The sequence below is a fragment of the Pseudemcibacter sp. genome, assembly GCF_965661635.1.
Classification (GTDB): Bacteria; Pseudomonadota; Alphaproteobacteria; order Sphingomonadales; family Emcibacteraceae; genus Pseudemcibacter.
Window position 1 is genome coordinate 1 of sequence record NZ_CBFIEP010000044.1, and the last position, 20549, is coordinate 20549.

The window sequence follows — 20549 nt, forward strand, 5'->3', positions numbered from 1 at the left end:
AAATTCTTCTTAATATAGGATGAATAAGAATTGGGTGTTTAGCTTATTAACCTATTCTATATATTAAAATTATAGTATTAATCTGTCTTAAATTAAACCTTAAATAAGCAGCATTATTTGTTACTACATTCATAATCAACTTGTATGGTAAGAATATACATGTAAAACACATAATATTATTAGTTGATTATTATCTAGGAAAATAATGCGAGGCTTATTTTTATTTAGCATTGTTATCATCATTATAATATTGAAAATGTTTGTTTTCCTTAACGTTATCGAGCCAGAAATTTTTACGGGAGGGATCATTGCTATTCTCCTACTACATAGCAAGCTCTTTCTCAAAATAAACGTATATAAATTGGCTCTAATAATTTTACTTCCTATGATGTTTTATAATAGTCTTTATCCTTTCGAGTTTATTGAGAACCCCTATAAAAAATTTGTATGGATTCCATTTGGCGAAATATTTACCCCAGACATTCTCCAAACTCTAAGAACTCTTTCTTATAAGTTCTTTGTATATGGAGCGATTATATGGTGTTTTTACAAAAGTTATCCAAATGCAAAATGGATCATATATATTTTAATCGCATATGCAGGATTAATTGAAATATTACAACATTTTACGCTTTTTCGAATAGGTGGATTAACCGAAATATTAATCGTTATATTATTATATAATTTCTTACCACGCGAGACTGCTAATTTTGATTTAAAAACAGAAGATAAGAGTGCTATTAGATAAAACTCTTTTATCTTAGGTGCAAAAACTTATATAAAGTACAAAATGAATATGATTATCAGGAAACTCTTTTAAATGGATAAAAATACATTACAAGAATTTTGGACACTTGTCCTTGATGTATGGAATAATGGACTATACGGCATTGATGTTGGCAAAACTATAGCGGCATTACTTATTATATATATCTCAATGTTATTTAGACATTTATTTAGTCGAATTGTACTCGGTCGATTAAGAGCATTAACCAAAAAGACGAAATCTAAAATTGATGATGAAGTTATTGATGTAATTGAGAAACCAGTAGGTTTTCTTCCTATCGTCATAGGAATATTTTTTGCCACAGAAATTCTTAATTTAACAGGCAATCTTGCAGAAGGTGCCGATAACTTAAACCGTTCACTCATTACATTTAATATATTCTGGGCCTTTTATAATGTTATTGGACCATTAAGTCTCACCTTTGGTAAGCTGAAAGATATTTTCTCATCAAGTATGATTAATTGGCTTATAAAAGCCATGCATGGACTATTCATATTCCTTGGTGTTGCCTCAATTCTTGAAATTTGGGGAATTCAGGTCGCCCCGCTTATCGCTGGACTCGGTTTATTTGGTGTTGCAGTTGCACTAGGTGCACAAGATTTATTTAAAAATCTAATATCTGGTCTTTTTATCATTGGCGAAAAACGTTTCCATCCTGGTGACTGGGTCAAAATAGATGGTATCGTTGAAGGTACTGTTGAAGAGATAGGGTTTCGTACAACAACAATAATCAGATTTGATAAAGCGCCTGTTTATGTGCCAAATACAAAACTTTCAGATAATGCAGCAACCAATTTTTCACGCATGAGCCACCGACGCATTTTTTGGAAAATTGGTCTTCTCTACGATACGAGTAAAGACCAGTTGAAAAATATCAGGCAAGATATTGAAGATTATATAATGGGGAATGATGAGTTTGCCCATCCACCAGAAGTTGCGACATTTGTACGCATTGATAGCTTTAATGATAGCTCGATTGATATTATGCTCTATTGTTTTACAAAAACCACTGTCTGGGGCGAATGGCTCGAAATTAAAGAGAGATTGGCTCTAAAAATTAAAGAAATAGTCGAACATCATGAAAGTAACTTTGCTTATCCAAGCCAATCTATTTATATCGAAAACTTGCCTGATAATAACATTGCAGAGAAAGCAGAAGCGTTTATAGCCGAAGAAAAAAAGACTTAATCATTCATCCTCATATTCAGTGAATGTGTCCGTAAATTTTATAGTCTCTCCAAAGGTACTATTAGTGAGATGACCATCCCACATGGCAAACTCGCCTCTGATCATAGTGGCTGTGACCTTGCCAGATATTTCCGCACCCGCATGGTGATCCCATCCGCAACCGCTTTCCACATCTTCGTCATCAAAGGTCCATTTTTCATTTAAGTTACAAATGGCAAAATCAGCATCATAGCCAACCGCAATACGGCCTTTTTTCGCTATATTAAAGGCGCGGGCAGGACCTGCGCTGGTTAAGTCTATTAACGTATTTAAGGATATAGATCCGTTACTCACCTGATCTAACATTAATGGCAGTAAAGTTTGAACGCTTGGTGCGCCTGATATACTATCAGGATACTCCTTCTCTTTTTCATTTGTGGTAACGGGTTTATGAAATGAAGAAACCATATCAACGATACCATTAGTAAGTGCTTTCCATAAACCAATACGGTTCTCTTCATCATGAATTGGGGGATCGATTTGAGCATATTCATGAAAATGCTGATAACACTCTGGTCCACTTAAAAATAAATGATGTTGCGATAATGAAACTGTAACTAATTCTTTATAGGCAGCTATCATGCCTAGTTCTTTTGCCGTTGACACATGCATTAGATGCACAGGGTGCCCCGCTCCACGGGCAATAGCTGATATGCGCCTGTTTGCTTCAATTGATACTTTTTCATTATGCCAATTTGGATGACTTTCAACATTACCGTTTATAATTTTATCTTTACGCTTTTCTAATTCATAGAAATCTTCTGAATGTATACTAACGCGACGCTTGGACTTTTTTAAAAGCATATGGAGGTCTTTATCACTAACAAGCGAATTGGGATCTGACATTGAAACATATATCCCTGCGATCCCGTCATTCATTTCTTGCTCTGTGATGTCATCAATATTTTCATTAGTAGCGTTTAGAAAATAAGCATAATCAATAGGCGAATTATCATTTAACTCACCAAACATTAATGCTGACGTCACACCTCCGCGAACAGCAGCGCGTAATTCGTTTTCGGGAGTATCTATAATATGAAAATCCGTATCAATCACTCCAGGCAGAATATACAAATCGCTCACATCTACTTCGGATTTTGCCGATAATCCTTTTAAATCGCCTATAGCAACAATGATACCGTCACGAACAGCAATATCTTTTCGTTCTACCCCTTGATGCGAAACGACAGTCCCACCTTTCATAATTACGTCTATACTCAAAAAAATATTCCTTTATGACTTTAAAATTCTGTTCCCCACCTTAAATCAATGTTAGCTTATGACAATAATAATTAGAGAAGAATAATGACAAATAAATATGAAATTCTCACCAACAGGGTAATTATCACTTTAAAAGGTCCAGAAAGGCATTCCTTATTACAAGGGATAATTACAAATAACACTGACAGAATTAACGGCACAGATGCTGTATATGCGGCTATTTTAACGCCTCAAGGAAAATATCTTTACGACTTTTTCTTATTTGAAACTGATGAAACAATATATCTCGACTGTGAAAAATCCTCTTTAACCGAACTCTTTCAAAAGCTATTAATGTACAGGTTGCGGTCTAATGTTGAAATCATAGACCAGTCTGAAAAATATATCGTTCTTAGCAGCGACGAAAAGCAGCATGGCATTAGCTTTATTGATCCACGTCATTCAGAAATGGGCTATAGAAGCATCCTTGAAAAAAGCCCCGACGGTGTAGCTGTCGAAGAATATCACGAGAGGCGTATAAGCCTAGGAATAGCCGAAGGAACAAATGATTATATTCCTGAAAAAAGTATAATACTTGAGGGGCATTTCGAAGACCTCAATGGAGTAGATTTTGAAAAGGGTTGCTATGTTGGACAAGAGGTCATAGCGCGGATGAAATACCGTAGGAAAATCAAAAAACAAATGTTTCCCGTTAAACTAAATGGCGCGGCTCCTGAATTTGGCACAGACATAATTGATAATAATGGTAATAAAGTTGGTGATATTCGCTCTAATGCAGGTGGTTTTGCTATTGCTCTCTTTCGAATAGATAAAATGGAAATGGGTAAATCATATGATTGTGGTGATATTCAAGTGACTCCCTTTAAGCCGAACTGGATATCAAATGAATGAGATAGTAAGATGTGACTGGTGTGGCACTGATCCAATTTATACGGCCTATCATGACGAAGAATGGGGAGTTCCCGTTTATGATAGTCGCGCGCTATGGGAAAAATTAATCCTTGATGGATTTCAAGCCGGTCTTTCATGGATCACAATCTTAAAAAGACGAGATAATTTTATCAAAGCTTTTGATGGATTTGACCCTTCATTAATCGCAAAATACGATGAAAACGATATTGAGCGATTAATGAATGATAAAGGCATCATCAGAAATCGACTTAAAATACTGGCAACCATACAAAATGCGAAAATCTATTTGGAAATTGAAAATGAAAAGGAAGGTGCCTTTTCAGAATTAATGTGGCGTTATACCGATGGTATCGTTAAGAAAAATACTTTTACCACTATGGCTGAAATTCCGACGCAAAGCGCTGAATCAGAAGCCATGAGCAAAGACTTAAAAAAGCGTGGCTTTAAATTTTGTGGCCCGACAATCTGTTACGCATTTATTCAAGCCGTTGGCATTATTAATGACCATATTGTCACGTGTCATCGTTTTGGGAAATAAATCATTTATAAAAGAAAACAGGCTAAGAACTTGGGGGGGAAACTTAGCCTGCCTATCTATTAGAGCTCGAAAGCTTATATAGATGCATATTTTATATATCTTTCTAATTTTTGATGCAATAGTTTTTTTGATTTTTTTTAGAAAATTTCATAAAGGCTTTTATGCAAAAGCTCCACCGCGCGGTATCGTCGTTTCTTTATGAATTGCTGCACTTAAAATAAAGCCAAAACCAACCAGCAAAGTAAGCATCGCAGAACCACCATATGATACAAGCGGAAGCGGTACGCCGACCACAGGAACAAGCCCCATTACCATCGCAATATTAATGAACATATAAAGGAAAAATGTCATCACCATGCCTAATGTTAAAAGGCGGCCAAATTGACTTTTTACGCTTAAGCTAATAATCATCGCATAGCCCATAAGCACGAGATAAAGTGTCAACAAACTAAGTCCGCCTATCAAACCTAATTCTTCCGCAATTACTGTAAAAATAAAATCAGTCTGCTTTTCAGGTAGAAAATTTAATTGGCTTTGTGTTCCTTGAATAAATCCTTTGCCATAAACACCACCGGAGCCAAGAGCAATTTTTGACTGAATAATATGATAGCCTGCCCCTAAAGGGTCCGTCTCTGGATCCATAAATGTTAAAACACGTTGTTTTTGATATGGTTTTAGAAATTGCCATGCCCCAAATGCAGCAGGGATCATTGCAAGAAAGCTAAAGACAAATATCCACATACGTACGCCAGCGGCGAAAAGTATTGTTATGCCACCCATCACAATCAACAATGTAGTTCCAAGATCAGGCTGCCTTAAAACCAATACCACTGGCAGTATTATTAATACAATAGGCTTGAACAAGCTTTTTAGCTGAACAGTTTCCTCATCAGTCAAGCAATGAAAATACCGTGCTAGCGCCATCACGAGCGCAATTTTCATAAATTCGGAAGGTTGTAAATTCATAAACCCCAGATTAATCCAACGTTGTGCGCCCATGCCCATTTCACCCATGACATCAACAACGACAAGCATCGCAAGAGCAACAGCATAAAGTGGATAAGCAAGAAACATCCAAACACGAATATCGATTAACGCGATAGAGATCATCAACACTAGGCCGCCAAGAAAACGAATAAATTGATTTTTTGCCCACGGGTCGACACTCCCCCCTGCCACAGAATAAAGCATTGCAAAACCAAATCCTGCAACCGTACAAATAACCAACACTATAAACCAATTAAGTTCGGACATTTTCTGCCGAATAGTTTTACTCTTATTGCTGCCTATTCTTGCGCTTATACCCATCAGACAGATTGTCCTGTGATCGGAGAGTTATCTGTACGTTCCGTATCTTGATCTATCGCAAATTCTAAAATATCTCTTGCCACAGGTGCAGCAGCAGAACCGCCACCGCCATGTTCAATCAAAACTGAAACAGCATATTTAGGATTTTCTACGGGCCCATATGCGACAAAAAGACCGTGATCTCTTGCAATCCACTCTTTATCTTTATTATCAATAACACCAGATTGTCTTTCCGCTGCTGATATCCCTCTAACTTGTGTCGTCCCTGACTTTCCACCGAGTTTATAATCTTTATTTCTTAAGCGGTGAGCAAAGCCGGTCCCTCTTCGATGATTATAAGCATCTTCCATGCCTTTAAGAACAATGTTTAAGTTTTCACTTGAAATGCCCATGTCTTGCGGAAGGTTATTATTTTCCTCATCAAAATAAATTTTTGGCGTAACCATTTTACCGCCATTAGCCATTCTTGACGTCATCACGGCCAGCTGCAGAGCTGTGGTTGAAACATATCCTTGGCCAATACCAACATTAATCGTATCGCCACCTTGCCAGCGTTCACCAACGGCGCCGTATTTCCAATCCCCATTCGGATTGATGCCTTTTGCTTCTGACATAATACCAATATTAAAACGTTCACCAATTCCAAACCGTGCCGCCATATCATGAATTTTATCAATTCCTAATTCACGGGCAAGTCTATAAAAATAAACATCGCAACTTTGCGCGAGCGCTTGCACAATATTTATTTTGCCATGACCATTTCTATTCCAACAATGAAATACTCTGTCACCAAACGGGTACCTATAATAACAGGCTTTCGTTTCTTCTGGCGTTACAAGTCCATCTTCAAGGGCTGCTAAAGCTACAATCATTTTAAATGTAGAACCCGGGGAATATTGACCACTAACAGGTTTATTTATAAGCGGCTTGCGGATATCATTTCTAAGCGCATCCCATTTAACTTGACTAATACCATTATTAAAATCATTCGGATCAAATGAGGGAGTCGATGCTATCGCAAGAATTTCACCGGAATGGATATCCATTACCACAACACCGGCACTTTCATCACGGACACGATTGGATACAAATTTTTGCATTTCAATATCAATCGTTAAACGTGCAGCGTCACCTGGCGTACTATCCTGTCTGGATAATTCCCTAATCATTCTACCTAGTACATTAACTTCAACCTGACTGCTTCCCGCACTACCGCGAAGCTTCTCATCCAGTATTCTTTCAATACCGTTTTTACCAATTTTGAAATCTGGCATTTCTAAAAGGGGGTCACCCGTTAACTCTTCTTCACTGACGGAACCTACATAACCGATAATATGTGCCGCCAATTCCCGTTCCGGATAAAACCGAGTTTTTCCGGCATCCGGCTGTATGCCCGGAAGATCCGGCATATTAACATTTAAGTTTGAAAATGTTTTCCAATCCAAATTATTCGCTACACTAATTGGAACAAATGATCTTTGACGTTTTGCCGCCTTGTGAATTCTTTCATTATCACGTTTAGAAATTGGAATATAGGCCTCTAAGGCGTTTAATGTTTCTTGAAGCTCTTCGGTTTCTTCTGGAATGACATTAACGCGGTAATCTGTTGTACTGGTTGCGATAGGTCTTCCATATCGATCAATAATATCCCCTCTAGTTGGGGCTAATAAACGCATACTAATCCGGTTTTGTTCTGCAAGCAGCTCATATTTATCTCTGCTTGTTACTTGTAAATAATACATGCGCCCAACAAGCGCCGAAGAAAGCAACATCATTCCGCCACTTATTAATGATGCGCGGCGTGTATACATTTTTAATTTATTTTTATCAGACGGTTTCATAAATTATAAATTCACTTCACAAATTTTCTTGTCAGCCCTAGCAACCAAGTGATCACTGGATAAAACGCAATGGTCATTAATATTTGTCCTAACACATCCCAATAATCAAGCAATGCCCTAAAATAGAGAGAGCTAATGCCCCATGACATTATGCCAAACCCAATAACCAACATGACAAACACAAACCAATTAAATATAAAATCTCTTTCCAAAAATTGTCTACCTTGAAAAAAGATAAATTGCTGAACTACTATCAGCAATAATGGCATTAAACCAAGAGGACTTCCCATTAAAATATCTTGCAATCCACCGAGAATAAATACAACCCAAATAGGGAGATACTCAGGTTTAAATACACTCCAATAATAGACACCAATCAGCGTTAAAAAAGGCATTATATCACTAATAAGCGGAATATTATAGGGTAATACCATTAGGAATATTAGCATCAAAATAGTTAAGAAAGGAATGACCGCATTAAAACCAATACTTGCTTCTTTGTTTGGCGAAATATTCACTCTTCGACCTCCTCATTCTGAGGCGGATTTTCTACTGGCTCTTCAATTAAAGTAGGAAAAGAAGCTATTTCATATTCAATTACACTTACATAATTAAGACGATTGAGATTTACGGACGGATTAACTCTAATTCCACCAAACTCAGTAAATTCACTTACCACGCCAACCGGCAGATCAGGTGGGAACACGCCGCCCATGCCAGATGTTAAAATCAAATCACCTATATTGGCTTTTTCTTCTTCTGGCATAAACTCAATCAGTTGTAACGGCGAATTATCACCTGCAAGAATTACATTTACACCACTGTCAGCAAATTTTACCGGTATGCGGCTATTAATGTCGTTGAGCAATAATACTCTTGACGCATTGGCTGCAACATTAATTGTGCGTCCAATCACACCTTCTTCGTTAACAACAGCGTGTCCTTTTTTAACACCGTCGTTTGTTCCACTATTGATCAGCATGCTTTTAAAAAATGGACTATTACTATCAGAAACTATTCGTGAAGCCGTAATCGTCGTTACTGTTCCATCTTTAATATTAAGTAGATTTTTAAGACGCAAATTATCAATTTCGAGCTCTGTGGCTTCTGTTAATTGTCTTTTTAAATTTGCATTTTCTTCACGTAAAAATTGATTATCAGAGAAGACAACCGCTACATTTCTTATCCAATCTGAAAGACTTGAAGTAGCCCCTCGAGGGAAATCTACAACTTTAATAGCGGGAATAAACGCATTAAAAATTTGCGCTCGTGTTTGTTCAATTAAGGCCGATTGGCTGCGCCCCACAAGAAGAAGCGCAATCGAGGCAGCAATAAAGAAGAAGGCAGTAAATTTTTGGCCGATCTTCTTCATTTAATTCCCTTCTCTTCAAATAGTTTAAAGCTGCTAAAAGCTTAATAACTATCGCTAAGAACGTGTTTTAGGATTTCATCTTCTAATGAACGTCCTGTTCCAAGCGCAACACAAGTAAGAGGCTCTTCTGCAATAATTACAGATAGCCCTGTTGCTTTTCTGAGGACTTTATCCAGATCACGCAGAAGCGCCCCGCCCCCTGTAAGAACTATACCTTTATCAACGATATCCGCGGCAAGCTCGGGTGGGGTTTGTTCAAGGGCAAATTTCACACCTTCAATAATTGCGCTAATCGGTTCAGCAAGTGCTTCAGAAATTTGAAGCTGATCAATTACGATTTCTTTAGGAACGCCGTTCATAAGATCCCGACCTTTAATTTGCATTGTTTGGCCAACACCATCTTCAGGCGCTGCAGCCGTTCCAATTTCTTTTTTGATACGTTCAGAACTACTTTCACCGATCAATAGGTTATGATTGCGGCGAATATAAGCAATAATTGCTTCATCCATTTTATCGCCGCCTACACGCACTGATGACGCATAAACAATACCGCCGAGTGATAAAACGGCCACCTCAGCAGTACCACCACCAATATCAACAATCATCGAACCCGTTGGCTCCGTAACAGGAAGTCCGGCACCAATAGCAGCAGCCATAGGTTCCTCAATCAGAAACACTCGGCGCGCACCAGCTTCTAACGCACTATCACGAATAGCTTTTCTCTCTACTGGGGTTGATCCAGAAGGCACACAAATTACGATTTGGGGGCTTGCCAACATGCTACGATTATGAACCTTACGAATAAAGTCTTTAATCATAGCTTCAGCAACCTCAAAATCAGCAATCACACCATCACGAAGCGGTCTAATTGCCTCAATATCACCGGGAGTACGACCCAACATCATTTTTGCAGCTTCACCAACCGCCAATACCTCTTTAACGCCGCCCGTCGTTTTAATCGCGACCACTGATGGTTCATTTAGTACGATGCCACGTCCTTTTACATAGACGAGTGTGTTTGCTGTCCCCAAATCGATAGCCATATCCGATGAAAACATGCTAAGAATTTTTTCAAACATTCAATTTTGCCCTTGTCCGCCTGTTTGCGGTTTATTAATTTTTTTCATGATTACGCAAACTTATAATATGTTTGTATTAACATAGTACTATTATTGCAAATTAATTATCGAAAATTAGCCAATAAAGATATCATTTATGGGCTTTTGAATGGAATTAAAGGTTATTTTAAGGCAAATCATAAAAAAATATGATTTACCCTAAAAAATATTATCTTTTAGGCCGTCATTTCTTCCGGCTTACTTTTCTCTCTCTTGACGAGCAATTTATTCAACGCATTTAAATATGCCTTCGCAGATGCAACTAGCGTATCCGTATGTGCTGCATGACCGTTAACTGTTTTCCCATCATCGGCTAACCTTACTGTAACCTCGGCCTGTGCATCTGTTCCTTTGGTCACTGCATGAACCTGATAAAGCTCAAGATCGGGTTCGCCTTCGACTAAAGTTCCTAATGCTAAAAATGCGGCATCAACAGGACCGTTTCCTTCGCTATGAACTTCTTTCACATCACCGTCTGCTGCTATTTCAAATGTTGCGCTATTTGGTACATCTTTATCACAAACAAATTTCCATGATGTGATCTGCATACCTTCATTATCACGCATTCCATCATCGACTATGGAAATAATATCTTCGTCATAAACAACCTTCTTTGCATCTGCAAGATCCTTGAATTGTTCGAAAGCGCTAAGAAATTCATTATTTCCTAATTCATATCCCAATTCTTTTAACTTCTCACTAAATGCATGACGTCCGGAATGCTTACCCATAACCAATGTGGATTTGCCTAACCCAACTGATTCAGGCGTCATTATTTCATAAGTCTCTGCATTCTTAAGCATACCGTCTTGATGAATTCCGCTTTCGTGTGCAAAGGCATTCGCACCAACAATCGCCTTGTTATGCTGAACATTTAATCCTGTAACAGACGAAACCAAGTGGGATGTTTTCGTAATATTTTCTGTCACTATACCTGTCTTATAAGGAAGCATATCTTGCCTCGTTCTAAATGCCATCGCAATTTCTTCTAGGGCCGCATTGCCGGCACGCTCGCCAATTCCGTTGATTGTGCATTCAATTTGTCTTGCACCGCCTTCAACGGCAGCAATTGAATTGGCAACCGCCAATCCCAAATCATTATGACAATGTGTGGAAAAAATCGCTTTATCGGAATTTGGAACGTTTTCGATAATTTTGCGCATCATGGTTGTATATTCAACCGGTGTTGTATACCCAACCGTATCCGGTACATTAATCGTCGTTGCGCCCGCTTTAATCGCTGTTTCAATAGATTTATAAAGATAATCTTCCTCTGTTCTTGTGCCATCTTCACATGACCATTCAACATCATCACATAGGTTTCTGGCGTAAGACACACTTTCTTCAATTTTTTCCAAAACTCGTTCTGGTGACATTTGTAACTTATGTTCCATATGAAGCGGGCTTGTGGAAATAAATGTATGAATTCGTGGGCGTTTTGCTCCTCTTAACGCTTCCCATGCACGATCAATATCTTTTATTGAAGCGCGTGCTAGGGAACAAACGGTAGTTTCTTTTAATAATGCTGAAATTTGAGAAACTGCATTAAAATCCCCATTGGAGGCTATTGCAAAACCAGCTTCAATGACATCTACGCCTAGTTGTTCAAGTGCTTCTGCAACACGCAACTTCTCATTTAACGTCATAGAGCAGCCCGGCGACTGCTCTCCGTCTCTTAAAGTGGTATCAAAAATGATTACCCTGTTTTTATCTATTGTCATGACTTTCGTCCTTTTTATTCAATTCTCATATTTTATCATATTTCCGGACATAACAAATATAAAAATATTAAATAAATGAAATCCGGCGTTATTGGAAAATCTCCCCTAAACGCTCGCTTTATATTCAGCTTTAAATGGTAAACGTTCAGGGGCGACTAAGTCGACCTAAGAGTGACAGTGAAAGTCCGAGCAGGAGTGTAAAAGGCAAAATTGAACGCGCTAAAGCAGTTTTGCTGATAGCGTTTTTAATAAATTCAATTTTTAAAATATGATTGCTCATAATTTATACCTTTAGTGTTGATAAACACCTTTTAACGGAAACTAATTAATATGTGAATAACAAATTTATTTTATTTTTTTACGATATCAAGAAGGCGATCTAAAAATTTATCGCAAGCCTCTAATTCTGAAATTTCAACATATTCATCAGCTTTATGTGCTTGTAATATACTGCCCGGGCCACAAACAACAGCAGGCACGCCACCTTTTTGATGAAAAATTCCGGCCTCAGTTCCATATGAAACAACATGCGTTGAATTTTGTTCTGCTAAATGCTTCACCAATACTTCAGCTTCTGATCCCGTTTCAGGAAATAGACAAGGTACTTTCGCTAAATAGTCGGTTTTGATATCGCCAAATTTTTCGGACTTCATTCGCATCTTTGGTAAGATGATTTCATTGATAAATTCTTCATATCGATTAAAGACTTCGTCCTCATCAGTACCTGGAATGGGACGATAATCCCATTCAATTTCACAATAATTTGGTGTTATATTCGCAGCAACCCCACCTTGAATACGCCCTGCATGGACAGTTGCATATGGAGGATCAAACCCTTCAACAAGAGCAGGTCTCGATCTCATTTCTTCCTGCATATTATCAATAAATCCAATAATTTCTGCTGCATAACTAATTGCGTTTACGCCCCTATCGGTACTTGAATGATTTTCATGGCCATAAACTTTAGTGAGCAGATGTCTAATACCTTTATGGCTGTTCACTACTTTCATGGACGTTGGTTCGCCAACAATGCAAGCTCTTGGTTTTACGGTTAAGTCTCTCACAACATCCACTAAACTATGAACGCCGGTACATCCTGTTTCCTCGTCATATGAAAACGCTAAATGAATAGGCTCCTTTAGGTCAGCATTTACAAATTCAGGAACTTTCGCGAGCACACAAGCAATAAACCCCTTCATATCGCAACTGCCGCGCCCATAAAGTTTTCCATCCTTTTCCGTCATTTGAAATGGATCCGTTGACCAATTTTGGCCTTTTACCGGCACAACATCTGTATGCCCAGACAACAAGATACCACTAATATCTTCTGGACCAATAATCGCATGCAAATTGGCTTTCTCTTCGTGTGGGTCTTTTATTATCTGAGATTTAATGCCAAATGATAATAAATAGTCTTCAACATAATTTATAAGGTTCATGTTCGATTTTGAACTGGTTGTATCAAAGAAGATAAGTTCAGATAACATTACTTTGGAAGACATGATTGCCATATAGAATTCCTGATAATTCAAATAACTGAGTTAATAAATTTAAGGAAGGTATTGTTAAATAAATGAAATATTTTTTCAACTAAACTAATTTTTCTTCTAGCTACCCACATCTTCTTTATTACAGATATTGACAAGATTTTGCCATTCTCGCTTGTCCAATAATTGACCTTTTTTCAATTCAACTTCCTTGTTTTTTATATGGTCACGAAAAAGCTTAATCCTGTCTTTTGTTAATGGGTGAGTGGAAAACATATCAGCTATTTCTGCGATAGCATTTTCTTCTTTAATTTTCTCATGTCTTTCGAAAAAATCCAACATCCCTTCAGCAGATATATTATTATTTTTAAGTATCACCAATGCCAAATCATCTGCATCTCGTTCATATTCACGGCTATATGATAAACTTAATCCTACTATGGCAATGCTGGCTGCATCGCCTCCTAAAAACGATCCAATAATACTAAAACCCATAACATTCACCAGTCCTTGCATAGGGTGCTGGTAATAAACATGCCCAATTTCATGACTTAAAACGCCCGCAATTTCTTCTGGAGTATCCGCTTGCTGAAGTAATCCGTTAAATATCACCACCCTACCACCTGGTGCAGCCAAAGCATTTACCATTGGGTTATCTACTACCTCAACTCTGACCGGATAAGGTAAATCTTCAATCTTTAACGCTGCCGTAACTTTCTCCAATGCAGCATTACCTTGCGGGTTTTCGCATGTATCAGAGGTATATTGTTGATAGAGACTATCGACGACCAAATCACCTGCTCTTATTGCCCAATTATCTGGGATAATGGCCACAATAGCTCTGTTCACGAGCGGATAGCCCATATAAAACAAAAAAACCAAACAAGTGATAGCGATTGCTGACACCAACTGCCAACGAATAAAATGCCAATCGTTATCGCCTGTTAAATGCTTCGATGCACGGTTTAGGTAATCTCTCTGCCCTGCATCATCACCGTCAAATAGTATTGTAAGGTTAGGGCCATTTTGATTTTTATGTTTATAGGTAAGCTGATCTTTGTCCTTTTTTTGCGAAATCAAACTAAGAAGCGCATATTCCCAAATTTCTCCCGACGGAAGCGCAAATCCATTAGGTAATAAAACAACCTCAATGGATTTGGCCATTGCAGTATTTCCATCATAATATAAGGCTTTTAGCTTCACAACTTACCCAATATCAAATGCTTCTACCAGTCCTTCACCAAACTCAGGTCTGGTTTCAGGTGACTGCGATATACCATTGAAATCAATCTTTCCATAAATTGATAATTCTTCACAAAATAGCTTGACCCATCTTTGCATTACAAATGGTGCACCTAAACCAATAGTAAAGATTAAGATCAATGTATTTTTCAATGAGAAAAGAATATATTTCATAACATCCATTTCAAAGTTTAACTTCACACCTTCAAATGTCACACTACTGATCAAAGTATTATACAAATGTGTCTGAAACCACGCCAGAACTATGCTCATGGTGACAAAAATTAAAATATACCCGGTGATAATAATCGGTATATTCTGACTTACAAAAGCATCAATGAGTAAAGAACCAATGCCTCCAATTACAACGATCATTGCAACATATGTCATTAACCAAATTTTAAAGAGAGGCTTTGCCTTTGCATCCGCTTTAAATACCCCGCTACCAAAACGTTTGTTATCCATTATGTAATTCCACATTTTACATAATGCATATGGTGTAATTAAACCAAGTGTTAGGAAATATAATACAAAATATTTAATAGCTAACCAGCCATAGCCCATGCTACCTGGAGTTTGCGCTCCTCTTATACCGCGCTAATATGTGCGAGACATACGGTAAACTTGTGCGCGGTAAATGGCTATCCCTATCAAAAAAATAAATAAGGGATAAAGAATAAAGGTAATAAACGGTGCAATTTCAGGCATTGTCGCGGTTATATACCCCAATATAAATGTAATCGGTAATATGAATATAAAAAAGACAATTACTGCCCCTAAAAACAATTCACCTCAAGTACCCGTATAGATAAATATTTCATTATCCAGTTTTGTCTTGTTCCAATAATATTTTCGTAAATTTGTTTTGGCCCAAAATCGATAAATTCCTAATGTAATAATCATAAAAAACAGATTCTTTAATACAACTGGCATTAATTCAGACACAGATCCAGAATACTCAATTTTGTGTATTTCTTCTGTTGTTTGACTGGTATTGATAAGATTTTCTGACATAAGTGCCACCCTCGTATTAATGTTTAAGAGGTAACTTAATCATAAAATTTTTATTACGTCAGTAAAAAAATATTATTGACTACCTTGCCCAAAACTTTGGTGAAAAAAGTACGAGTACGGCAAAGAGTTCAAGGCGACCTAAAAGCATTCCAAAAGTTAGTAACCATTTTGAAACATCGGGTAATTCTTGAAATGTACCTGATGGTCCGATAATCGGACCAAGAGCGGGTCCCACATTTGCCATTGCCGTTCCCGCACCGGAAACGGCCGTTACAAAATCAAGCCCTGTCAAAGCCAAACATAAGGCCAGCAATACAAAACAAACAACAAATAAGAAGAGATAAGACATCACTGACCCGGTAACACTTTCATCAATTGCCCCACCATTATATCTAGGTATAAAAATACCGTTCGGTCTTAACAATTTTTTAAAATGAGCCGCACTCATTGAAACGAGCACTTGAAAGCGGAAAATTTTAATTCCACAAGATGTTGATCCCGCACAGCCCCCAATAAACATAATAAAAAAGAACACCATAACCGGCATTGCTCCCCATCTGGTATAATCAGTCGTTGCATAACCCGTGCCCGTTAAAATAGATATAACGTTAAAGGTGGTATAACGAAGTGCATCTTGAAAATTATAGACATTATTCGCCCACACCCAAAAAACCATCATTGCAATAAGGAGTACTACTAATGCAATAAACCAGCGCACCTGAGAGTCATGATAAATACCGCCGCTCTGCCCCCTCAATAACCTTAAATAGAGCAAGAAAGGAAGACTACCAACGATCATAAAAAATGCTACTGTATAATCAATCAAAGCACTATCAAAATGACCAATTGATCCATCAGATGTTGAAAAACCGCCCGTTGCGATGGTTGTGAATGAATGGTTGACCGCTTCAAATGGCGTCATACCCACAAGCCAAAATGTCACCGCGCATATAATCGTAAGAGCGATATATAACAAAGAGAGCGCAGATGCCAATTGAGTCGCCCTAGGCAAGAGCTTATCAGAAACATCAAAGCTTTCGATTTTAAAGAGCTGCATTCCACCAATTTGCAGTATTGGCAAAATCGCCACTGCCATAACAATAATACCTACACCACCGAACCATTGTAACATGCTTCGCCATAACAGTATGCCCGGTGGCGCACCATCAAGTCCTGTTATAACAGTTGAACCTGTTGTAGAAATGCCTGACATTGCCTCAAAATAGGCATCCGTGTAGCTTAAAGAGAGTTCAGAAAATACGAAAGGCAACGCACCAAACGCTGGCATGAGAAGCCAACTCACGAAAGTCAAAAGAAAGGCTTGTTGAACAGAAAATTCATCATAATCTGCTCTATTGCCAAGATAAAGGCTGCCCCCTGAAAAAAGAACAATACCTGAAATAAGTGCAAAAACTTCCCAATCTGGATTTGATACTGCCAAATCCATAAACATAGGAAACAACATCCCTATACCAATGATAATAAGGAAAACGCCAGATATCATCCAAATGGGTCGAAAATCTACCAAAAACTCCGTCCCCTTTCCAAGTTTTTATTCCCCCTAATTTTTATCCTCTTAAGGATTCTATCGGCCCAACCACGGCCAAAAATTCGCGCCTCGTCTTCTCATCTTCACGAAATGCGCCCGCCATCCTGCTGGTCACCATAGAGACGCCATGCTTATGAACACCACGTGTACTCATACATTCGTGGGTCGCCTGGATAACAACGCCAACACCATATGGCTCGAGTATATCCTGAATACAATCAGCAATTTCAGCCGTCATCTTTTCTTGAACCTGTAGCCGCTTTGCATATGTTTCTACAACACGCGCAAGTTTACTAATACCGACAACTTTATTTTTTGGCAAATACCCCACATGCGCCTTACCAATAATGGGCGCCATATGATGTTCACAATGAGATTCGAACGGGATATCACGCAGAACAACCATTTCATCATAACCGCTTACTTCCTCAAATGTCCGTGAAAGATATTCATGCGGATTTTCATTGTAACCTTTATAGAATTCATCATAGGATTTCACAACACGCTTGGGGGTGTCCATTAACCCTTCACGTGCAGGGTCCTCTCCTGCATATTTAAGTAATATGCGAACTGCCTCTTCTGCTTCTTCGCGGCTTGGTTTATTCGTTACTTGATTATTCATTCTTACTAACCTTTTAATGCAATCTTCTTGGATCATTTGGAATATCTAATGAAAAGGCAGGAATATCAACATCAAAATATGAACCATCAGCCGCTTTCATTTTATAACGACCTTCCATAAAACCAGATGGCGTAGATAGCGGCGCACCACTCATATATTCATATTCTCCACCTGGCTTTAAAACCGGTTGTTCACCAACAACGCCTTCGCCTTCAACTTCGTGAATTTTACCATTACCGTCCGTAATAATCCAATGGCGTCTATCGAGCTGAACTGTATCTTTTCCATGATTTTCAATGTGAATTTGATAGCCCCATACATAATGGCCATCATCCGGCTCTGATTCTTGATCCAAATAAAACGGCTCAACGGAAACACCGATATCATTTGTTATCGTTTTATATTTTTTATCGTTGCCCATTTTGTACTCTGTTCCAAATAATTAAAGTCCTGCTATTTTAGCAGCTCTTGCAAAATCTTCTATCAAATCATCCGCATGCTCAAGGCCAACAGATAGTCTTAGCATGCTATCAGTAATGCCCATTTCAAGTCTTGCGCTTTCTTCAACTGATTTGTGCGTTGTACTTGCAGGATGTGTCATCAAACTTTTTGCATCACCAATATTATTAGAAATATCGGTAACCTCAAGTGCATTTAAAAATTTAAATGCCTGTTCACGCCCTTCGGGGACAAAAACTGTTACAAGACTACCGCCAGCAGACATTTGTTTTTCAACTAAATCACGTTGCTTAAAATCAGAAAAACCGGGATAGTTTACCGATGAAAAACAGTCTAATTCACGTAACCTATGTGCAACTTTTTCAGCATTTGAGCACATTTTATCAATCCGCAAATCCATTGTTTCCATTCCCTTAAGCATTACCCATGCATTAAAAGGGCTCAAATTTGGGCCCGTGTGGCGAATTAATGGTAAAACTTTTTCTTCAAGAATTTCTTCTGATGTTAAGATACAACCACCAAGACATCGTCCCTGCCCGTCTATATGTTTAGTCGATGAATATATTACGATATCTGCGCCCATTTGGATTGGTTTTTGAAGCAGTGGTGTCGCAAAAACATTATCAACGACGACCAACGCTCCATTTTCATGGGCAATATTACAAACAAATTCTATATCAACAACATCCAGTGTCGGGTTGGCGGGCGATTCAAGAAAGACAGCCGTCGTGTTTTTCTGAAACGCATTTTTCCAAGCCTCTTTATCGGCGCCATCAACAAGTGTCGAAGTTACACCAAAATTCGCTAAAATAGTTTCAATGAATACACGGCAAGAACCGAAAAGCGTCTTACTTGAAACCACATGATCGCCAGCTTTCACAATTGAAAGCATCGCTTGTGTCATTGCAGCCATTCCAGTTGAGGTCGATCTGGCGGCTTCTGCCCCTTCGATCATGGCCATTTTATCTTCGAACATCGCACATGTGGGGTTACGTAAACGAGAATAGGTATAGCCGTCTTGTTCGCCTTCAAAACGTGCGGCTGCATCTTCTGCACAGTCATAAGCATATCCGGATGTCATGAACATGCTTTCACTTGTTTCACCAATTTCACTTCTGTAAGTTCCACCGCGTACAAGCTTCGTTTGAAGCCGCCATTTATCCGTAATTTCTTTATTTTTACCTGTGTCTCGTTTCATCTTCTTATGCCTAAATTAATTATGTTGAAAACTTATTCAAAGTGCAAGTGACGTTAAATACTACAAGATACCCTATCAAGTATACAAAAAGTTGTGTAATTTTAGCGATTTAATAAAACTTACGTCACTCATTTTTTATGCGTAAAAAACAATTTCTTACTTAAAAAACATACTGCTCATATATTCATTAAAATAAGTACTCTTGGCCAATCTTTTCTTTTTCATTGCAATAAAACAATTCTTAACCGTAAAGTAATCCCAAAATAAATTAAAATATGGGGCTACAAATGACATTCATTCGTGCAATTCTAATTTTCCTTTTCGTAACAATACCTTTTAATGTTCAGTCACAAACCGTCAGTGCTGATTTATTTAAATCAATGGAATATCGCAGTATTGGTCCTTATCGTGGCGGCCGCGTCACTACGGTCTCCGGTGTTTGGGGGGATGACCAAACATACTATATGGGTGCAACAGGGGGTGGCGTCTGGAAAACCGATGATGCAGGTATCACATGGCATAATGTTTCGGACGGATATTTTAACACGACTGGAATTGGTGCTATCACGGTTTCAAAATCAGATGTGAATGTTGTTTATGTTGGCACTGGTGAAAGTCCAATAAGAGGGGTTAAAACATCCCATGGTGATGGCGTATATAAATCAATGCACGCTGGCAAAACATGGGTGCATTTAGGACTTAAAGAAACGCGCCATATCGGTAAAATTCATGTTGATGCCAATAATCATGACATCGTATATGTAGCCGCACAAAGAAACCTATGGGGCCCTAACGAAGAACGAGGCATTTATAAATCCGATTGTACGTCATCAGGGAAAGTTGGGTTTTTAAGTCTTTATAATAAGAGAGTATTCTGCTCCATCTGATAATATTATGAGGCCATAGCATTAATGTGCAAGCGTTTTCGTTTGT

Annotated in this window: 21 protein-coding genes; 5 read left to right on the top strand and 16 right to left on the bottom strand. The window is 38.2% G+C overall.

What is annotated here, in order from left to right; genetic code table 11:
• The first annotated feature begins 205 nt into the window (after nt 1-205).
• Together ACTF6W_RS03375 and ACTF6W_RS03380 are read left to right on the top strand one after the other, a co-directional pair.
• Entirely contained in the window at nt 206-748 is a 543-nt protein-coding gene (locus ACTF6W_RS03375; protein ID WP_438993130.1) for a hypothetical protein, read from the top strand.
• Nucleotides 749-820: 72 nt separating this feature from the next.
• On the top strand, nt 821-1975 hold the full coding sequence (locus tag ACTF6W_RS03380; RefSeq protein ID WP_438993131.1) for a mechanosensitive ion channel family protein: 1155 nt from the start codon (nt 821-823) through the stop codon (nt 1973-1975).
• Here ACTF6W_RS03380 and ACTF6W_RS03385 read toward each other — a convergent pair whose 3' ends face one another.
• Nucleotides 1976-3235 (bottom strand): amidohydrolase family protein, encoded by a 1260-nt coding sequence (locus ACTF6W_RS03385; protein WP_438993132.1) that lies wholly within the window; start codon nt 3233-3235, stop codon nt 1976-1978.
• Nucleotides 3236-3319: 84 nt separating this feature from the next.
• On the opposite strand from ACTF6W_RS03385, the gene ygfZ reads away from it, so the two are divergent.
• Complete coding sequence (gene ygfZ, locus ACTF6W_RS03390; protein ID WP_438993133.1) at nt 3320-4126, top strand: CAF17-like 4Fe-4S cluster assembly/insertion protein YgfZ; 807 nt, start codon at nt 3320-3322, stop codon at nt 4124-4126.
• On the top strand, nt 4119-4685 hold the full coding sequence (locus ACTF6W_RS03395) for a DNA-3-methyladenine glycosylase I (RefSeq protein WP_438993134.1): 567 nt from the start codon (nt 4119-4121) through the stop codon (nt 4683-4685). The genes ygfZ and ACTF6W_RS03395 overlap by 8 nt, the downstream gene beginning before the upstream one ends.
• Before the next feature lie 159 nt (nt 4686-4844).
• On the opposite strand, the gene rodA is transcribed toward ACTF6W_RS03395, so the two are convergent.
• The 15 genes from rodA to ACTF6W_RS03470 form a co-directional block, all read right to left on the bottom strand.
• Nucleotides 4845-5939 (bottom strand): rod shape-determining protein RodA, encoded by a 1095-nt coding sequence (gene rodA, locus ACTF6W_RS03400; RefSeq protein ID WP_438993135.1) that lies wholly within the window; start codon nt 5937-5939, stop codon nt 4845-4847.
• A 53-nt stretch (nt 5940-5992) separates the two neighbouring features.
• The gene (gene mrdA, locus ACTF6W_RS03405) at nt 5993-7834 is read right to left on the bottom strand and encodes a penicillin-binding protein 2 (protein WP_438993136.1); all 1842 of its coding nucleotides are present in this window, start codon (nt 7832-7834) and stop codon (nt 5993-5995) included.
• An 11-nt stretch (nt 7835-7845) separates the two neighbouring features.
• Nucleotides 7846-8352: a rod shape-determining protein MreD gene (gene mreD, locus ACTF6W_RS03410; RefSeq protein ID WP_438993137.1), complete on the bottom strand. Its 507-nt coding sequence runs from the start codon at nt 8350-8352 to the stop codon at nt 7846-7848.
• A complete protein-coding gene (mreC, locus tag ACTF6W_RS03415) occupies nt 8349-9206 on the bottom strand; it encodes a rod shape-determining protein MreC (protein ID WP_438993138.1) in 858 nt (285 codons plus the stop codon). The genes mreD and mreC overlap by 4 nt, the downstream gene beginning before the upstream one ends.
• Nucleotides 9207-9247: 41 nt before the next feature.
• Nucleotides 9248-10285 carry a rod shape-determining protein gene (locus ACTF6W_RS03420; protein ID WP_438993139.1) on the bottom strand — a complete coding sequence of 346 codons (1038 nt, stop codon included), beginning with the start codon at nt 10283-10285 and terminating at the stop codon, nt 9248-9250.
• A gap of 215 nt (nt 10286-10500) precedes the next feature.
• On the bottom strand, nt 10501-12045 hold the full coding sequence (locus ACTF6W_RS03425) for a 2-isopropylmalate synthase (protein WP_438993140.1): 1545 nt from the start codon (nt 12043-12045) through the stop codon (nt 10501-10503).
• Between the two features lie 145 nt (nt 12046-12190).
• Nucleotides 12191-12325: a hypothetical protein gene (locus ACTF6W_RS03430; RefSeq protein ID WP_438993141.1), complete on the bottom strand. Its 135-nt coding sequence runs from the start codon at nt 12323-12325 to the stop codon at nt 12191-12193.
• 70 nt (nt 12326-12395) lie between these two features.
• Entirely contained in the window at nt 12396-13556 is a 1161-nt protein-coding gene (argE, locus tag ACTF6W_RS03435) for an acetylornithine deacetylase (RefSeq protein WP_438993142.1), read from the bottom strand.
• A gap of 96 nt (nt 13557-13652) precedes the next feature.
• Nucleotides 13653-14735: a M48 family metallopeptidase gene (locus ACTF6W_RS03440; RefSeq protein WP_438993143.1), complete on the bottom strand. Its 1083-nt coding sequence runs from the start codon at nt 14733-14735 to the stop codon at nt 13653-13655.
• Nucleotides 14736-14738: 3 nt separating this feature from the next.
• Nucleotides 14739-15365: a DUF898 family protein gene (locus ACTF6W_RS03445; RefSeq protein ID WP_438993150.1), complete on the bottom strand. Its 627-nt coding sequence runs from the start codon at nt 15363-15365 to the stop codon at nt 14739-14741.
• 201 nt (nt 15366-15566) lie between these two features.
• Nucleotides 15567-15788, bottom strand: coding sequence for a DUF898 family protein (locus tag ACTF6W_RS03450; protein WP_438993144.1), 222 nt, complete (start codon nt 15786-15788; stop codon nt 15567-15569).
• A gap of 79 nt (nt 15789-15867) precedes the next feature.
• The gene (locus ACTF6W_RS03455) at nt 15868-17316 is read right to left on the bottom strand and encodes a TrkH family potassium uptake protein (RefSeq protein ID WP_438993145.1); all 1449 of its coding nucleotides are present in this window, start codon (nt 17314-17316) and stop codon (nt 15868-15870) included.
• Nucleotides 17317-17356: 40 nt separating this feature from the next.
• On the bottom strand, nt 17357-17959 hold the full coding sequence (gene folE, locus ACTF6W_RS03460; protein WP_438993146.1) for a GTP cyclohydrolase I FolE: 603 nt from the start codon (nt 17957-17959) through the stop codon (nt 17357-17359).
• 13 nt (nt 17960-17972) lie between these two features.
• Nucleotides 17973-18380, bottom strand: coding sequence for a Co2+/Mg2+ efflux protein ApaG (gene apaG / locus ACTF6W_RS03465; RefSeq protein ID WP_438993147.1), 408 nt, complete (start codon nt 18378-18380; stop codon nt 17973-17975).
• A gap of 21 nt (nt 18381-18401) precedes the next feature.
• A complete protein-coding gene (locus ACTF6W_RS03470) occupies nt 18402-19616 on the bottom strand; it encodes an aminotransferase class I/II-fold pyridoxal phosphate-dependent enzyme (RefSeq protein ID WP_438993148.1) in 1215 nt (404 codons plus the stop codon).
• 287 nt (nt 19617-19903) lie between these two features.
• Between ACTF6W_RS03470 and ACTF6W_RS03475 the strand changes: the two genes are divergently transcribed.
• Nucleotides 19904-20503, top strand: coding sequence for a WD40/YVTN/BNR-like repeat-containing protein (locus ACTF6W_RS03475; RefSeq protein WP_438993149.1), 600 nt, complete (start codon nt 19904-19906; stop codon nt 20501-20503).
• Nucleotides 20504-20549: the final 46 nt, after the last annotated feature.

What these genes read in the sequence shown, in the direction of transcription:
- ACTF6W_RS03375 (WP_438993130.1), top strand. Translation starts at nt 206, where the DNA reads ATGCGAGGCTTATTTTTATTTAGCATTGTTATCATCATTATAATATTG.
- ACTF6W_RS03380 (WP_438993131.1), top strand. Translation starts at nt 821, where the DNA reads ATGGATAAAAATACATTACAAGAATTTTGGACACTTGTCCTTGATGTA.
- ygfZ (WP_438993133.1), top strand. Translation starts at nt 3,320, where the DNA reads ATGACAAATAAATATGAAATTCTCACCAACAGGGTAATTATCACTTTA.
- ACTF6W_RS03395 (WP_438993134.1), top strand. Translation starts at nt 4,119, where the DNA reads ATGAATGAGATAGTAAGATGTGACTGGTGTGGCACTGATCCAATTTAT.
- rodA (WP_438993135.1), bottom strand. Translation starts at nt 5,939, where the DNA reads ATGTCCGAACTTAATTGGTTTATAGTGTTGGTTATTTGTACGGTTGCA.
- mrdA (WP_438993136.1), bottom strand. Translation starts at nt 7,834, where the DNA reads ATGAAACCGTCTGATAAAAATAAATTAAAAATGTATACACGCCGCGCA.
- mreC (WP_438993138.1), bottom strand. Translation starts at nt 9,206, where the DNA reads ATGAAGAAGATCGGCCAAAAATTTACTGCCTTCTTCTTTATTGCTGCC.
- ACTF6W_RS03420 (WP_438993139.1), bottom strand. Translation starts at nt 10,285, where the DNA reads ATGTTTGAAAAAATTCTTAGCATGTTTTCATCGGATATGGCTATCGAT.
- ACTF6W_RS03425 (WP_438993140.1), bottom strand. Translation starts at nt 12,045, where the DNA reads ATGACAATAGATAAAAACAGGGTAATCATTTTTGATACCACTTTAAGA.
- ACTF6W_RS03430 (WP_438993141.1), bottom strand. Translation starts at nt 12,325, where the DNA reads ATGAGCAATCATATTTTAAAAATTGAATTTATTAAAAACGCTATCAGC.
- argE (WP_438993142.1), bottom strand. Translation starts at nt 13,556, where the DNA reads ATGGCAATCATGTCTTCCAAAGTAATGTTATCTGAACTTATCTTCTTT.
- ACTF6W_RS03450 (WP_438993144.1), bottom strand. Translation starts at nt 15,788, where the DNA reads ATGTCAGAAAATCTTATCAATACCAGTCAAACAACAGAAGAAATACAC.
- folE (WP_438993146.1), bottom strand. Translation starts at nt 17,959, where the DNA reads ATGAATAATCAAGTAACGAATAAACCAAGCCGCGAAGAAGCAGAAGAG.
- apaG (WP_438993147.1), bottom strand. Translation starts at nt 18,380, where the DNA reads ATGGGCAACGATAAAAAATATAAAACGATAACAAATGATATCGGTGTT.
- ACTF6W_RS03470 (WP_438993148.1), bottom strand. Translation starts at nt 19,616, where the DNA reads ATGAAACGAGACACAGGTAAAAATAAAGAAATTACGGATAAATGGCGG.
- ACTF6W_RS03475 (WP_438993149.1), top strand. Translation starts at nt 19,904, where the DNA reads ATGACATTCATTCGTGCAATTCTAATTTTCCTTTTCGTAACAATACCT.